The 14,790-nt window shown below is 39.1% G+C and carries 17 protein-coding genes, 1 other RNA gene and 1 pseudogene; 6 read left to right on the top strand and 13 right to left on the bottom strand.

The annotated features are described in order from the left end of the window. Positions 1-122, bottom strand: a 122-nt coding sequence (locus JWP71_RS08120; protein ID WP_299498447.1) for a GPR1/FUN34/YaaH family transporter, incomplete at its 3' end; no start/stop codon positions are given. Between the two features lie 102 nt (positions 123-224). Between JWP71_RS08120 and gpmA the strand changes: the two genes are divergently transcribed. Together gpmA and JWP71_RS08110 are read left to right on the top strand one after the other, a co-directional pair. Next, positions 225-914, top strand: a complete 690-nt coding sequence (gpmA, locus tag JWP71_RS08115; RefSeq protein ID WP_299498445.1) for a 2,3-diphosphoglycerate-dependent phosphoglycerate mutase — start codon at positions 225-227, stop codon at positions 912-914. A 100-nt stretch (positions 915-1,014) separates the two neighbouring features. Then, positions 1,015-1,476, top strand: coding sequence for a nuclear transport factor 2 family protein (locus tag JWP71_RS08110; protein WP_299498443.1), 462 nt, complete (start codon positions 1,015-1,017; stop codon positions 1,474-1,476). Positions 1,477-1,526: 50 nt separating this feature from the next. Here the strand turns inward: JWP71_RS08110 and proC are convergent, their stop codons facing one another. After that, a complete protein-coding gene (gene proC / locus JWP71_RS08105; RefSeq protein ID WP_299498442.1) occupies positions 1,527-2,345 on the bottom strand; it encodes a pyrroline-5-carboxylate reductase in 819 nt (272 codons plus the stop codon). After that, positions 2,342-3,139, bottom strand: a complete 798-nt coding sequence (argB, locus tag JWP71_RS08100; RefSeq protein ID WP_299498441.1) for an acetylglutamate kinase — start codon at positions 3,137-3,139, stop codon at positions 2,342-2,344. The genes proC and argB overlap by 4 nt, the downstream gene beginning before the upstream one ends. Positions 3,140-3,441: 302 nt before the next feature. Here argB and JWP71_RS08095 point away from each other — a divergent pair, with 302 nt between their 5' ends. Further along, the gene (locus JWP71_RS08095; RefSeq protein WP_299498440.1) at positions 3,442-4,737 is read left to right on the top strand and encodes an NAD(P)/FAD-dependent oxidoreductase; all 1,296 of its coding nucleotides are present in this window, start codon (positions 3,442-3,444) and stop codon (positions 4,735-4,737) included. Positions 4,738-4,764: 27 nt separating this feature from the next. After that, the gene (locus JWP71_RS08090; protein WP_299498438.1) at positions 4,765-6,012 is read left to right on the top strand and encodes a sodium:proton antiporter; all 1,248 of its coding nucleotides are present in this window, start codon (positions 4,765-4,767) and stop codon (positions 6,010-6,012) included. A gap of 25 nt (positions 6,013-6,037) precedes the next feature. On the opposite strand, the gene JWP71_RS08085 is transcribed toward JWP71_RS08090, so the two are convergent. From JWP71_RS08085 to ffs, 9 genes are all read right to left on the bottom strand, one after another. Beyond that, complete coding sequence (locus JWP71_RS08085; protein WP_299498437.1) at positions 6,038-6,985, bottom strand: acetylornithine carbamoyltransferase; 948 nt, start codon at positions 6,983-6,985, stop codon at positions 6,038-6,040. 13 nt (positions 6,986-6,998) lie between these two features. After that, positions 6,999-8,123 (bottom strand): aminotransferase class III-fold pyridoxal phosphate-dependent enzyme, encoded by a 1,125-nt coding sequence (locus JWP71_RS08080; RefSeq protein WP_299498435.1) that lies wholly within the window; start codon positions 8,121-8,123, stop codon positions 6,999-7,001. Positions 8,124-8,162: 39 nt separating this feature from the next. After that, positions 8,163-8,525: a four helix bundle protein gene (locus tag JWP71_RS08075; RefSeq protein WP_299498433.1), complete on the bottom strand. Its 363-nt coding sequence runs from the start codon at positions 8,523-8,525 to the stop codon at positions 8,163-8,165. 30 nt (positions 8,526-8,555) lie between these two features. Next, a complete protein-coding gene (gene argC, locus JWP71_RS08070; RefSeq protein WP_299498431.1) occupies positions 8,556-9,554 on the bottom strand; it encodes an N-acetyl-gamma-glutamyl-phosphate reductase in 999 nt (332 codons plus the stop codon). Next, a complete protein-coding gene (locus JWP71_RS08065) occupies positions 9,532-9,882 on the bottom strand; it encodes a cupin domain-containing protein (RefSeq protein ID WP_299498429.1) in 351 nt (116 codons plus the stop codon). Before JWP71_RS08065 ends, argC begins: the two co-directional genes overlap by 23 nt. Further along, complete coding sequence (argG, locus tag JWP71_RS08060) at positions 9,882-11,075, bottom strand: argininosuccinate synthase (RefSeq protein ID WP_299498427.1); 1,194 nt, start codon at positions 11,073-11,075, stop codon at positions 9,882-9,884. The genes JWP71_RS08065 and argG overlap by 1 nt, the downstream gene beginning before the upstream one ends. A 28-nt stretch (positions 11,076-11,103) precedes the next feature. After that, positions 11,104-11,775, bottom strand: a complete 672-nt coding sequence (locus JWP71_RS08055) for a GNAT family N-acetyltransferase (protein ID WP_299498425.1) — start codon at positions 11,773-11,775, stop codon at positions 11,104-11,106. Positions 11,776-12,189: 414 nt separating this feature from the next. Continuing rightward, positions 12,190-13,149 (bottom strand): YpdA family putative bacillithiol disulfide reductase, encoded by a 960-nt coding sequence (locus tag JWP71_RS08050; protein ID WP_299498423.1) that lies wholly within the window; start codon positions 13,147-13,149, stop codon positions 12,190-12,192. Positions 13,150-13,272: 123 nt separating this feature from the next. Then, positions 13,273-13,371, bottom strand: an RNA gene (gene ffs, locus JWP71_RS08045) — signal recognition particle sRNA small type. Positions 13,372-13,621: 250 nt separating this feature from the next. Here ffs and JWP71_RS08040 point away from each other — a divergent pair. Beyond that, positions 13,622-13,858, top strand: a complete 237-nt coding sequence (locus JWP71_RS08040; protein ID WP_299498421.1) for a hypothetical protein — start codon at positions 13,622-13,624, stop codon at positions 13,856-13,858. A gap of 15 nt (positions 13,859-13,873) precedes the next feature. On the opposite strand, the gene JWP71_RS08035 is transcribed toward JWP71_RS08040, so the two are convergent. Next, positions 13,874-14,491 carry a 2'-5' RNA ligase family protein gene (locus JWP71_RS08035; RefSeq protein ID WP_299498420.1) on the bottom strand — a complete coding sequence of 206 codons (618 nt, stop codon included), beginning with the start codon at positions 14,489-14,491 and terminating at the stop codon, positions 13,874-13,876. A 75-nt stretch (positions 14,492-14,566) separates the two neighbouring features. Between JWP71_RS08035 and JWP71_RS08030 the strand changes: the two are divergent. Beyond that, positions 14,567-14,790 (top strand): annotated as a pseudogene (locus JWP71_RS08030) (DNA polymerase IV); the annotation flags it as partial.

The following is a 14,790-nucleotide window of genomic DNA, read 5'->3' as shown; positions in this document are numbered from 1 at the left end:
GAATTCATTTCGAAAAAGCCGGCGTTGTGGATGTTTAACAGAACGGTTGTCATACCGAAAGCGCATAAGCCAAGTGGTGCAGGATTGGCTATGCCATCCTTAACAGGAGCAATTGTTGTCATAAAATGGTTTTGATTTTAATGGTTTATAATGCAATTTAAATGATTTATAATCATTTGCAAGTTTTAAAAACTGATTAATAACTTTATGGTTTAGTCACAACCATGCAAAAATTAGTATTAATACGCCACGGCGAAAGTGTTTGGAACCATGAAAACAGGTTTACAGGCTGGACGGATGTTGATCTTTCGGACGATGGTTATCAGCAAGCTAAAAAGGCAGGGCAATTATTAAAAAAATACAATTATAATTTCGATGTTGGATTTACTTCATTACTAAAACGATCTATAAAAACCCTGCATATAGTATTAGATGAACTTGATCATTTATGGATACCTGTTGAAAAATCATGGCGCCTCAATGAGCGTTTTTATGGTGCTTTACAAGGAATGAATAAAGATGAAGCCGTGGCAAAATACGGCATAGAACAAGTACAAAAATGGCGCAGGGATCCCAACGAAAATCCACCGCCTATTACCAAAGAAGATGAGCGTTACCCGGGCCATGATATACGCTATGAGGGCCTTACCGAGCGGGAATTACCGCTAACAGAAAATTTAAGCCAAACGATGGATAGGGTATTACCCTATTGGAACGAGACCATTATACCTGCAATTCGTCAAAATGAAAAGGTAATTATTTGTGCGCATGGCAATAGTTTAAGGGCATTAATTAAATATATAGATAATCTTTCTGATGAAGATGTTACCGCGCTTGAAATACCAACAGCCATACCATGTGTATATGAGCTGGACGAAGGGTTAAACAGGATACGACATTATTACCTGGAGTAAGTAACTTATTTGATAGTATAGTAATGAAAATACTTCATTAGCTTGTATATCTGCTTGCATCGAATTACTTTCGTTTATTATTATAAACCCAATAAACCACATGAAAAAGTTAACAGGATTATTATTGCTTCTTTCGTTATTTACTGTTACAGTTTTTGCGCAAAGCGCTGACCAGAAAGCCGTAGCAAAACAAATTGAGGCACTACGCAAAGCCATGCTTGCGGGCGACAGGGCTGCACTTACCAACCTTACCCTGCCTGACCTCCATTATGCACATTCTATGGATGTTATACAAACCAGGTCTGGTTTCGTCGATTCATTGGCTACTAAAACATGGACCTTTAGCAAAATTATAATTACCAAACAGGAGATATATGTTAGCGGCAATACAGCAACTGTAACACATCGTCTTTATGGCGATATTAAAAATGTTGGAAGGGATGCTGCAAAAACAGCCTTAGGTGTAATGCAGGTATGGAAAAAAGTAAATGGGAAATGGTTACTGTTGGCAAGATCTGCTTATAAGTTGATGCCGCCAAATGATGTGCCGCCGGCCCAATAATATATTTAACCTTACGAAGTTTCCAAAAACTTCGTAAGGTTTTCTAAAAGTTAATTTTCACTCTTATACAAGTCACCTGCTTTTTCAGCAGATAATTTTATACCTTTTATCATAGCGGAACTGAAGCCATTATGCTCCATTTCATTTAATCCGGCTATAGTACAACCTTTAGGTGATGTTACCTTATCAATTTCCTGTTCAGGATGCGAATTTAACTGTAGCAGCAGGTTAGCCGCTCCTTTAGCGGTTTGCGCAGCCATTTTAAGAGCATCATGGGCATGAAAACCAATCTCAGTTCCTCCTTGCGATGCGGCACGTATAGAACGCAGGAAAAATGCTATACCACAGGCGCACAATGCAGTTGCGGCAGTCATTAATTCTTCATTAATAATAATACTTACACCTACCGTATCAAATAGTGACCTTACCAGAGTAATATTCTTATTGGTACCATTATCGGTAGCAATACAAGTCATAGAATCGCCAATAGCAATAGCCGTATTGGGCATAGCGCGCACAACCTGCACATTCACTTCAAGGTGTTGGCGTATCTCTTCACAACTTACACCTGATATTACCGAAACAAGCAACTGTTTTTCTGATTTAATACCCGGTTTTATTTCATCCAGTAATTTATTTAACTGTTGGGGTAATACAGCCAATATTACAATATCGGCTTTTTTTGCAGCCTTGGCATTGTTATTTGTAATTTGATAACCCAGTTCTGCATAATCGGCTAATGCATCTAAATTTCTGCGTGTAAGGGTAATTTGCTGGGGATTAAAAATACCGGCTTTTACCAATCCCTTTGCTAACGATAAGCCAATATTACCGCTGCCTAATATGGCAATATGTTGTTGCATGTTCATATATTTTTACTTAAACGTGTGCCAAATGGTTTGTTTTGTTTTAGCTCTCCTAAATCATTACTGTGGCCAATAACCACGGCTTTAACACCGCATCTTATCGCCGTAAACGCGTTGTCTAATTTGGGCAGCATACCGCTATGTATAATCTGTCGTTTTTTTAATTCTTCATAACGGGCAGGGTTAATATCCCTTATTATTGAATCGTCATCATTTATATCCATTAGTACACCTTTCTTTTCGAAACAGTATATCAATGTGGTTTCAAATAAGTCAGATAAGGCAACAGCTAAGGCTGACGCAATTGTATCTGCGTTAGTATTTAAAAGTTGTCCTTCACCATCATGTGTTAATGCGCAAAAAACAGGAGCGAAGCCTGCTTCCATTAATTTGCTTAGCGCTTTACTATCAATTGACTTTTCATCTATATCGCCAACAAATCCATAATCAATTGTTTTTACAGGGCGCTTTTTCGTGCGGATAAAATTTCCATCGGCACCGGTAAGTCCAATGGCATTTGTACCAAAGCGTTGCAACTGCGCTACAATATTCTTATTTATTAATCCCCCATAAACCATGGTAACTACCCGCAGGGTTTCAATATCAGTTATTCTGCGACCATCAACCAGCTGAGTTTCAATGCCTAATGTTTCGGCTAATTGTGTAGCTACCTTGCCACCTCCATGCACCAATATCTTATAACCATCCAACGCTGTAAAATCCTTTAAGAAATGATACAGGTTTTCTGAATTATCAATAACATTTCCCCCAATTTTAATAATATTTAGGTTTTTCATTGATGATATTTGATATTAAGCGATAAAAATAGCTAAATAATAGGTTAAATAAGGAGATGCAGTCTAAAAAAATACGTCTTTTAACTAAATAAAATCATAAAACCGCTTAATATGACAAAAAAATCAATAAAACTATGGTATATACTACTACAAATACACCCAATTATGATAATATAAATGATAGTAATACCACAGCAGTAACAACTAATTATCCCTGGTTTGGCATCATTAATGTTAATATATTTACACAATTACGAAAATGAAACCTTTACAAACTCAATGTTTATTGCATACTATTATACATGGATCAACAAAAAAATAGCAAACCCCGCGTAGTAATTATTGGCGGCGGGTTTGCTGGTTTACAATTGGCAAAAAAATTAAAAAAAGCACAGGTTGATATACTAATGCTTGACAAGCACAATTACCATACTTTTCAACCTCTATTGTACCAGGTAGCAATGGGAGCTATTCCGGCCGATTCTATCGCTTTTCCAATCCGTAGAATATTCACTTATCAGGACAATTTTAGTTTTAACCTGGCTCATGTCGAAGCTATCAATCCTGAAACAAATACTCTTACAACCAACATAGGCAATATCTATTATGATTATTTGGTTATAGCGACAGGCTCAAATACCAATTTTTTTGGTAATACAACAATTGAAAGTTGTGCCATGCCAATGAAAAATGTACCGGAGGCATTAAATTTACGGGGCCTGATACTACAGCATTTAGAGAAAGCCATTATAACCAAAGATAAAGATGAAAAGGATGCCTTAATGACTTTTGTAGTAGTTGGAGGAGGCCCAACAGGTGTTGAACTTTCGGGTGCCTTAGCCGAAATGCGGCATTTAATTCTGCAAAAAGATTATCATGGCTTGAGTAAACATGATATGAGCGTTTATTTGGTAGAGGGCAAAGACAGGTTACTGGCAGCAATGTCTGACGGGGCTTCCAAAAAGGCTAAAGAGTATCTTTTGGCAAATGAGGTTACTATATATAACAGTGTTCATGTAGAAAGCTATGACGGGTTAACATTAAAGATAGATGATGGAATGATGATTAAAACCCGTAACGTATTTTGGGCGGCAGGTGTTATGGGAGAAGTGCCCCAGGGAATAACAAATGCTACATTAACCCGTGGCTCGCGCATACAAACCGATGAAATAAATAGGGTAAAGGGTTACCAAAATATTTTTGCAATAGGGGATGTATCAGCCATAATAAGCGAAGAATATCCTAACGGCCATCCGGGTATTGCACCTGCAGCAATACAACAAGGGGCATGGCTGGCCAAAAACCTGGTTCATTTAATAAATGCAGAACCGACAGAACCTTTTAAATATCATGATAAAGGTACGCTGGCAACAATTGGCCGTAATAAGGCGGTGGCTGATTTAGGCAGGCTCCATTTCCAGGGATTTTTTGCCTGGCTTTTATGGGGGTTTGTGCATATCATGTCGTTAGCGGGCTTTTCCAATAAAACGTCGGTTTTTTTAACCTGGGCTATAAATTATTTTACAAAAAATAGCGACAACCGCTTAATAGTGAGAAGCTTTAACCAGCAAACCAGAACGGTTGAACCTGAAAAGTAATTATAACCATAACTTAAATACCATTAAATGGATCTGTTTGTAATTATTGCTTTATTGGTTATAGTGAGCGCCATCTACTCCTATATTAATGCCCGCTTTATAAAACTACCGGGCACAATTGGTATTGTTACTATAGCTATACTGGTATCGGTAATAACTATCACCATTGATAAGTTAAACCCGGGTATTGAACGATACCTTACATTACTGGCAAAGAATATAAATTTTTCGAGCACGGTATTAAACATTATGCTGGGTTTTTTACTTTTCTCGGGGTCGTTTTCACTAAATACCAAAAGACTAAAAAAAGAAATGCGGCCCGTATTTATACTAAGCACGTTAGGGGTTATATTTTCGACCGCTATTTTTGGCGGATTGTTTTATGGTGTTACTACGCTGTTTCATATCCATGTGCCGTTGGTTTACTGCTTTTTATTTGGCGCACTTATTTCGCCAACCGACCCGGTAGCAGTAGGGGCGATCATCAAAAATTCAAAATTGCCGGTAAACCTTGAAACCATTATCTCCGGCGAATCCTTATTTAATGATGGTATTGGGCTGGTATTATTTATTACCATATTGGAGTTTACACAATCAGGCAGCGACAAATTAGATTTTGCCAAAACAAGCCTTTTATTTATTCGTGAGGTGTTTGGCGGGATTATTTTGGGAATTGTATTTGGCTTTATTGCTTTCCGGCTAATGAAGACTATTACTGATTTTCAGACCATTGTATTGGTATCCCTTGCATTAGTTATGAGTATTTCTGTTGTAGCAGCGTTTATGGATTTTTCTATACCGTTGGCTGTTGTGTCTGCCGGGTTATTTGCGGGTAATCAAACTATAAATATGGATAGTACCGAGCACTCGCACCAGGCGCTCGAGAAGTTTTGGCAACTAATAGATGAAATGCTAAACACCATTTTATTTGTAATGATAGGTCTGCAAATGATCAATTTACCCTATTTAAATAATTATTGGCTGATAGGTGGATTGGGAATAATTGTGATATTAATAGCACGCTGGCTAAGTATTAGTTTACCCTTAACATTTTTGCGGCGTACATTAAATATTAATTATAGCAGTGTAAATATACTTACCTGGGCCGGATTGCGTGGGGGCATATCTATCGCGTTGGCGCTATCATTACCTGCCAGTCCGTATCGGCATATTATATTGGCAGGTAGCTATTTTATAGTGATATTCTCGGTAATAGTGCAGGGGTTGACCTTGAATAGGGTAATCAATGCATCAATTAAGCCTGATGATGAATAACTATTTCAATTTTGCCATATAAGGTTTACAAACTCTCCAACATTTGCTTCAACACCGCTTGCGCAGCCCAAACCCTGTTACCTGCTTCATGCACTACAATCGAGTTTGGCCCATCCAACACCTCTGCAGATAGTTCCAAATTACGGCGCACCGGTAAGCAGTGCATTACTTTTGCGTTGTTGGTAATCTTTAACTTTTCATTGGTCAGCATCCAATCTTCGTTACCCGGAAATATCTGCCCGTAAGGTTCATAAGCCGACCAGTTTTTTACGTAAATAAAATCAGCGTCAGCTAAAGCTTCATCCTGGTTAGTGGTGATGGTAGCGCCTTGTGTAAAATCTGTACAAAGCTCATAACCGGCAGGTTGGGCAATAGTAAAATCAACATTTGCCTTACACATCCATTCGGCAAACGAGTTTGGTACAGCCTGTGGTAGTGGCTTAATATGCGGTGCCCAGGTTAAAACTACTTTAGGGCGTGCTTTTGTTTTTAATTCTTCTATAGAGATCAGGTCGGCTAAACTTTGTAGTGGGTGACGGGTGGCCGATTCTAAGCTCACCAACGGCACACCGCAAAACTCAACAAACTTATTAAATACTACTTCAGTATAATCCTCATTACGATCTTTTAGTCCGGGAAAAGAGCGTACGCCTATAATATCCACATACTGCCCCATAACAGCCGCGGCTTCGCGAATGTGCTCTACTGTAGTGCCGTTCATTACAACATTGTCACGAAGCTCTAATGCCCATCCTTCTTTATCCACATTAAGCACCATAACATTCATGCCTAAATTAAGCGCAGCCTTTTGGGTACTCATGCGGGTGCGCAGGCTCGGGTTCAGAAAAACCAGTCCCAATGTTTTGTTTTTACCCAAATGCTGGTGCGCGTAAGGGTTTTGCTTTAGCTGCAATGCTTCGGCAACAAGTGCTTTAATATCGGTTACGTCGTTAACGGAAGAAAATAGTTTCATTGTTGTGAGTATCTTAATTTAATACCTTGGTAAAAGCCTCTAAAAATTGATCAGCATGCGCTTTAGTTAAATTTAAAGCCGGCAGCAGCCTGATAACATTTGGTTTAGCCTCGCCGGTAAATATATGATGCTTAAATAGCAGGTCCTTTTTGGCGTGTGCGTATTCGGCAGGCAATTCTATGCCTATCATTAAACCACGTCCACGCACTTCTTTAACCTGTTTGAATTTCTTCAACTCATCAATTAAATATGCACCCACTGTAGCTGCATTTTGCATTAAATTATCCTGTTCCATTACTTCTAATACTGCTAACGCGGCAGCGCAGGCCAAATGGTTACCTCCAAAAGTAGTACCTAACATGCCGTATGCCGGTTGTATTTTTGGCGATATGCTGATGGCCCCGATAGGGAAACCGTTACCCATTCCTTTAGCCATGGTATAAATATCTGCATTTATCCCGGCAAAATCATGCGAGTAAAACTTGCCTGTCCGTCCGTAACCACACTGTATACCATCTGCAATAAATACCGCGTTATGGGTATCGCAAAGCGACCTTATTTTTTGCAGAAAACTTTCCGGTGCAACCTGTATACCGCCAACTCCCTGTATACCTTCAATAATTACGGATGATATTTCATTATCAGCAAAAGCCTGTTCTAAAGCTGCTTTATCTTTCCATGGAATAAATATTACATTATCTGTTTCATTAATGGGGGCAACTATCTTTGGGTTATCTGTAACCGCTACCGCTAATGATGTCCGTCCGTGAAAAGCACCGGTAAATGCGATAACCTTCTTTTTCCCATTGTAGAAAGACGCCAGTTTTAAAGCATTCTCATTGGCCTCAGCGCCAGAATTAACTAAAAATAACTGGTAATCTTCTTTACCGGATACGTGGCCCAGTTTCTCGGCCAGTTGCTTTTGTAAAGGAATTTCAATAGAATTAGAATAAAATCCTATCTGATGTAATTGATCTTCTAACCGTTTTACATAATGCGGATTAGTATGGCCGATAGAGATAACAGCATGGCCGCCATATAGGTCCAGGTATTCTTGTCCTTTATTATCATAAACCAAGCTTCCAACACCTTTTACTATATTGATAGGATTGATTGGATATACGTCGAAAAGTTTCATCTTTTATTAGGTAAAAGGTTAAAGGCGAAAGGTAAAAGGTTATTTTCCATTTCTTAAAAAATTTATAAATGAAATTAACATTGCTTTTACTTCGTTGATTAATAAATTAACTGAATCGTATTGTTCCTGATTAATATATTCAAGATCATAAATTAAATAGCAAGTATATTCTGCTTCAAGGGCTGATCCTAATGCATTGTCTAAATAATGTGCGAAGTCTTTATCTGTGTTTTTACCACAGCCTTCCACAATATTTAGCGGAATTGAATACGTTGATCGTCGGAGCTGACTGGTTAAAGCAAAACGTTCTTCAATGGGCATTACAGGCAAAATAGTTTTATACATTTGCTTTGTTAGCAAATGTGATTTTTTCCATACATCAAGCTTCTTATAATCTCTCAAAATAAAACCTTTTACCTTTTACCTTTTACCTCAAAAAGCGTTAGCTTTTAAAAGTAATCCTGCGCGCTCATCAAAGCCAAATAACAGATTCATGTTCTGAACCGCTTGGCCCGACGCGCCTTTAAGTAAATTATCTAACATACTGATAATAAATAATTTATTGCCATGTTTTTTAACCTGCAAAAATACTTTATTTGTATTTACCACTTGTTTAAGGTCTATATTCCTGCTGGTTACATGGGTAAATGGATGACCGGTATAAAAGTCCTCATAAATCTTCAACGCTTCTTCTTCGGATAGATCGCTATCCATATAAATAGATGCAAAGATGCCTCTTGTAAAATCGCCCCTGTATGGGATGAAATTTAAGGTTTGATTAAATGCAGGTTGCAGTTGTTTTAACGATTCGCCAATCTCACTTAAATGCTGATGATTAAAAACTTTATAAACCGAAAGGTTATCATTTCTCCAGGTAAAGTGAGAGGTTGCAGCCAAACTCTGACCAGCACCTGTAGAACCTGTTGTAGCCGAAATATGCACCTCGCTATTTAATAATCCTTTACTGGCTAATGGCAATAAACCTAATTGCAGGCAAGTAGCAAAGCAACCTGGATTTGCTATATTTTGTGCCGATTTAATAGCATTCCTGTTCAGTTCAGGTAAACCGTATATAAAGTTTTTACTTTTTATTTTTGAATTTTGACTTAATCTGAAATCCTGGCTAAGATCTATGATTTTTACGCTATCAGATATTGCGTTAACTTCTAAAAACTTTTTAGCATCACCATGGCCCACGCATAAAAATAATACATCTATATCAGTGATTAGTCCGTCCGAAAACTTTAGCTCAGTATCACCGAACAGGTCGGTATGCACCTCGTAAATATAATTACCGGCGTTGCTGGTGCTATTTACAAAGGCAATATCCACATTGGGGTGGTTAACTAATATCCGCAGCATTTCGCCGCCGGTATAGCCCGCACCACCAATTATTCCGGCTTTTATTTTATTTGATTTCGATTCTGTCATTTTTTGTTGATGGATAAGAATATAAAATAAACTCCAGGTCGGTATTTTGATGGTTAGCTATAAAATGTTTTTGATTTGGATTGATCTGAATGGCCTGTTGTTCTCTTAATTCAATTGACGCTCCGTCAATAGTAAACTTTGCCCTTCCCTTTAAAATAAAAAAGAATTGGGTTGATTTTTCATGATAATGTATCTTTTCAGCCGTATCAGGCGGCATTAATTCTTGTTTAACAGATAGTGCTTCGGTATCAACAAAGGTCCACCCGTGGCAATCATCGCCCCAGGTATAATGCTCAATACATTCGCCTTTTGAAAATACCGTGTTCATTATTCGGGTCCGTTAACTTTATGATAGATCATTACCTGGTTACCAAATATTTTGGAAAACCCTTTTACATCCTCGCCACTCCATGAATTATTCATTTCGCCATAGCTGCCAAATTTGTTCGACATCAGATCATGATCCGACTCAATGCCAATTATTTGGAAACGATAAGGATGCAATTGCACAAATACTTTACCGCTCACATTCTTTTGTGTATCTGTTAAAAATGCTTCCATATTACGCATAATAGGGTCATGAAATTGCCCTTCGTGCAGCCAGTTACCGTAAAACACAGATAGCTGGTCTTTCCAGGTTAACTGCCATTTGGTTAAGGTATGCTTTTCTAAAGTATGATGAGCCTTAATAATGATCATTGGTGCAGCAGCTTCAAAGCCAACACGCCCTTTAATGCCTATAATGGTATCGCCAACGTGGATATCACGGCCAATGCCATAAGGTTGAGCAATGGCTTGTAGGGCTTGTATAGCTTCGGTTGGATGATTATATTTCTTTCCGTCAATACCAACTAATTCGCCTTTTTCAAAAGTAAGCTCCAGGTTTTTAACTTCTGATGCTGTAACTTGTGTAGGCCATGCTTCTTCTGGTAGGCCTAAGTTTGAGGTTAGGGTTTCTTTACCACCAACTGATGTGCCCCAAATACCTTTGTTGATAGAGTACTTCGCTTTTTCGAAGTTCATTTCAACACCGTGCTTTTTAAGATATTCTATCTCGGCTTCACGGCTCAATTTTAGATCACGAATAGGAGTGATAATGCCCACCTCGGGGATCAGGATATTAAATATCATATCAAACCTAACCTGATCATTACCTGCGCCTGTGCTGCCATGGGCCACATATTCGGCGCCAATTTCTTTGGCATAGTTAGCAATAGCTGTTGCCTGACTAACCCGCTCTGCACTTACAGAAAGAGGGTAGGTATTATTTTTTAATACGTTGCCATATATTAAATAGCGTACGCAAGTGTTGTAAAAGTTCTCGGTTTCATCAACCACGTGGTGTGATGTTACGCCCATTTCGTAAGCCCGTTTTTCAACTTGGTTCAATTCCTCTGCGCTGAACCCACCGGTGTTTACTATTACTGAGTGTACCTCGTAACCTAAATCACGTGTTAGATAAATACAACAGAAAGAGGTGTCCAAACCTCCGCTATAAGCTAATACTACTTTCTTTTTCATGTTATTTTTAGATGTCTTGCGTCTCTAATTAAAATACTTTTAAATCCTGACCGAAGCTTTTAATTGCGTTTTCAATACGCTCAAATAAAGTGGCTTTGTGTGTTATTTTTCTAAGCTTGTCGTCATCATGATCTTTTATCTTCTCCGCATCTTTCGCTTTCTCTGCCGGATCAAAAAGCATGGCGGTACACATGCAGTTTTTGCGTTCCTTCATGGTTAATATATCATAATTAACGCAGCTTTTGCAGCCTTTCCAAAAATCTTCGTCCTGGGTAAGTTCAGAATAGGTAACCGGTTCGTAGCCTAACTCAGAGTTTATTTTCATTACAGCCAGCCCGGTTGTTAAGCCAAATAGCTTTGCTTCAGGGTATTTGGTTCGTGAAAGCTCGAATATTTTATGCTTAATGGCTTTGGCTAAACCTACTTTACGGTATTGGGGCGCTACTATTAAACCAGAGTTTGCCACAAAATCGCCGTGGCTCCAGGTCTCAATATAGCAAAAACCTGCCCATGTACCATCTTTGTATAAGGCAATTACCGCTTTGCCTTCAAGCATTTTTTCGGCAACATACTCAGGCGAGCGCTGGGCTATGCCCGTGCCACGTGCCTTTGCCGACTCTGCCATCTCATCGCAAATGATAGGGGCATAGTCTGCATGTTGGGCAGAAGCAACCTGAATATCAAAATCTTGTATAGTCATTGTAAATAGAAAATTACTGTTAAAATAATGGTTTGTTAAACCTTAAGTAATTAGATGATTTTTTGTTGAAGAAGTTTAAAAAACTTCTGTGAGGGGCAATAGGATAGCTTAGCAATTAAACCCGCGGGATAAATAGCCTTCGTCGTGATGGAGAAAATAAAACAGTTGAAACCAAAGCAGCGGCAACCGGAGCAATAACTGCTCTTACAGTGGGCTTATTTAAGGTTTGCAGATTCATTTTAATTATAATGTTTGTTTTATTTAAAATTTGATGCAAAAGTTTGCATTAAATTTTACTTATGCAAGAAAAAAGTTAATTAGTTTTTGGTTGATTGGGTTAAATGGTTACTTAAGTTAAGTAGTTGACAGTGTTATGATAAAACTAAACCATTCACTTAATCAACTATTCACCAATCAACGCCGCTTCGCAACTATATCATCCACTATCATATCCGCATGTATGCGCGAGTTTTCAATAAACCATAGGTGAGTATCCATACCGCCACAAACCACGCCTGCAAGATATAGGCCGGGCTGGTTGGTTTCCATAGTTTCGTGATTGTATTCGGGGATGAACTTATCATCAGCTAATTTAAGTCCCCATTTCTTTAACTGGTCGAAATTTGGTTTATAACCCGTCATCGCCATAACAAAATCATTAGGAATGGTTATAGCGCCTTCCGGCGTTTCAATATCCACCTCGGTTTCGCGTATGGCTTTAAGGTTCGAGTTAAAGTAAGCTTTTATACTGCCTTCTTTAATGCGGTTAATAATATCGGGCCTTACCCAGTATTTAACCCGCTGGCTTATTTCGCTTCCGCGGATGACGAGGGTAACCTCGGCGCCTTTTCTATAGGTCTCCAGTGCCACATCAATGGCCGAATTGCTTGAACCCACCACAACTATCTTTTGCATAGCGAAGTAATGCGGGTCCTTATAGTAATGTTTTACTTTGGGCAGGTTCTCGCCGGGGATATCTAAATTAACCGCCACATCATAAAAACCGGTTGATATAATGATGCGCTTTGCCTGGTAAGTAGCTTGGCTGGTTGTAACTGTATAAATAGCATTATCGCGCGTAACAGCTGTTACTTCTTCAAATAGATTTATTGGAAGATGATTAGATGTAGCTACCCTGCGGTAATATTCCAGCGCTTCGGCACGGGTAGGTTTGTTGCTGATGGTTACGAATGGGATGCCGCCTATCTCCAACTTTTCTGATGTAGAAAAGAAAGTCATGGTAGAAGGGTAGTTGTACAATGAATTTACCAGGCAGCCTTTTTCGATAATAACAAAGCTTAAACCTGCTTTTTGTGCTTTAAGGCCGCAGGCTATTCCAATTGGGCCACCGCCGATGATGAGTATATCGAGCATTTATTTGAGTGATTAGAGATTGAAGCGTAAAGATTAGTGTGATTATACTATCTAAATAACTTCATCATTCAATATTCGGTGTTCAAAATTTATTAGTTGTCACCCGAATAACAAAAAATAAAAAAAGGGTAAGCTACTTTTATCGCACCGCTCAACTCTCTACCCTTGCTGCGTTCCCACCCTGGGGGAGTTCAAGAGGAGCTGGCCGTAAAAGACTTACCCCGGCGCAAATATAGCAAAATGTTGGTTTTTGAGTTAATAAATTGTTGAAAAAGGACTAAGATTCTTAGGATTAGAGGATTATAAGATTTAAAAATATCAGGATAATCTTTCAACCCACGAATCATAGTTCAGACAAAATATCTAAAACAAACTAATCTGCCGGCTATTCACCGGTTTTAATAACGATGGCTTGGGCTGCTACTCATCGCTTGGTGACGCTCAGTTGCCACTAAGGCTGTTACTTTACTAGATGCAAAGTAACCAAACACAAGCCGGAAAAATCCTTCCGCCCACCAGGCCAGACTCCCAGGCCCGCGTTTTCCGACAGGCCTTTGCCCGCTTTACATTTCTCATTAATACACACATTGTAGGCTTATTGAGCAAAGCGTCAGCAAATAAGCTTCGGGTGAAAACAGGTAAAACAGGTTGGCCCGTGGGCGGCAGAGGCATAGTAACAGCCCAGCGGCAATTGAGCGATACGATATGATCTAAATAGGCATCTCTAAAACAAACTGATCTGCCGGCTATTCACCGGTTTTAATAACGATGGCTTGGGCGGGGCAAGGCTATACTGAGCTTTACCTTCAAATTGCAGCTCGGTAAAGGGTTCCCATTTGGCAAAGCTGGCAAAGGTTTCGCGTTGCAGTACGGTAAGGGCATTAACAGTAAAGGTTTCTTTCCACTCCATAGCTTTAAAGTGCAGCCATAGTTTTTCAAAATCAGCCACTGGAATATTGCGGGCTATAGTAATATGCGGTACCATAAACTCTTTAATGCGCAGATGCTGCTTCAGCATTTTAAACCAATGGCTGGTTTCGGGCGTGCTGCGTATTCGGGCGTAAATGGTTTTAAAATCTTCGCCATGGTTAAAATAGTCAAACCCATCAATGGCTAAGGTTACAGGTGGTATAACACATAGCCTTTTCCTGAAGGCTAAAATATCCGGCTCGGTTAAAAAAGTTTTTTGGCGATGCATCATTTTAATAGAAATATGCGCTATAGAGTGCATGCTCTCATAATTGCCTATCACACTTGCAGCATAAAACTTATGATTATGCACCACAGCTTTCACCTTATCAGAAGGCGAGAGCAACATTAAAAAATCTGTATAACCTTTCATATACACTTGAAATTTACGGGAAACAATAATACTAATATTTTTAGTATTATTACAAATTAAATTTATATTTGTGGTATGGAAGCAAAGCGCTGTATAGTACATATTGATCTGGATTCCTTCTTTGTATCTGTCGAGCGTAAGTTTAACCCCGACCTGATTGGCAAAGCAGTCTTAATAGGCGGATCGGCAGACAGGGGTGTGGTAGCTTCATGCAGTTACGAGGCACGTAAATACGGTGTGCACTCGGCCATGCCCATGCGGCAGGCCATGAAGCTTTGCCCGCATGCTATTGTGATACG

This window comes from Mucilaginibacter sp. (genome assembly GCF_028287845.1).
Classification (GTDB): domain Bacteria; phylum Bacteroidota; class Bacteroidia; order Sphingobacteriales; family Sphingobacteriaceae; genus Mucilaginibacter.
The sequence above is the reverse complement of the archived record's forward strand: the minus strand, read 5'-3'. Positions and strand labels throughout refer to the sequence as shown.

Excerpts from the sequence above, each read along its gene's own strand:
- gpmA (WP_299498445.1), top strand. The coding sequence starts at position 225 with ATGCAAAAATTAGTATTAATACGCCACGGCGAAAGTGTTTGGAACCAT.
- JWP71_RS08110 (WP_299498443.1), top strand. The coding sequence starts at position 1,015 with ATGAAAAAGTTAACAGGATTATTATTGCTTCTTTCGTTATTTACTGTT.
- proC (WP_299498442.1), bottom strand. The coding sequence starts at position 2,345 with ATGAACATGCAACAACATATTGCCATATTAGGCAGCGGTAATATTGGC.
- argB (WP_299498441.1), bottom strand. The coding sequence starts at position 3,139 with ATGAAAAACCTAAATATTATTAAAATTGGGGGAAATGTTATTGATAAT.
- JWP71_RS08095 (WP_299498440.1), top strand. The coding sequence starts at position 3,442 with ATGGATCAACAAAAAAATAGCAAACCCCGCGTAGTAATTATTGGCGGC.
- JWP71_RS08090 (WP_299498438.1), top strand. The coding sequence starts at position 4,765 with ATGGATCTGTTTGTAATTATTGCTTTATTGGTTATAGTGAGCGCCATC.
- JWP71_RS08085 (WP_299498437.1), bottom strand. The coding sequence starts at position 6,985 with ATGAAACTATTTTCTTCCGTTAACGACGTAACCGATATTAAAGCACTT.
- JWP71_RS08080 (WP_299498435.1), bottom strand. The coding sequence starts at position 8,123 with ATGAAACTTTTCGACGTATATCCAATCAATCCTATCAATATAGTAAAA.
- argC (WP_299498431.1), bottom strand. The coding sequence starts at position 9,554 with ATGACAGAATCGAAATCAAATAAAATAAAAGCCGGAATAATTGGTGGT.
- JWP71_RS08065 (WP_299498429.1), bottom strand. The coding sequence starts at position 9,882 with ATGAACACGGTATTTTCAAAAGGCGAATGTATTGAGCATTATACCTGG.
- argG (WP_299498427.1), bottom strand. The coding sequence starts at position 11,075 with ATGAAAAAGAAAGTAGTATTAGCTTATAGCGGAGGTTTGGACACCTCT.
- JWP71_RS08055 (WP_299498425.1), bottom strand. The coding sequence starts at position 11,775 with ATGACTATACAAGATTTTGATATTCAGGTTGCTTCTGCCCAACATGCA.
- JWP71_RS08050 (WP_299498423.1), bottom strand. The coding sequence starts at position 13,149 with ATGCTCGATATACTCATCATCGGCGGTGGCCCAATTGGAATAGCCTGC.
- JWP71_RS08040 (WP_299498421.1), top strand. The coding sequence starts at position 13,622 with ATGCAAAGTAACCAAACACAAGCCGGAAAAATCCTTCCGCCCACCAGG.
- JWP71_RS08035 (WP_299498420.1), bottom strand. The coding sequence starts at position 14,491 with ATGAAAGGTTATACAGATTTTTTAATGTTGCTCTCGCCTTCTGATAAG.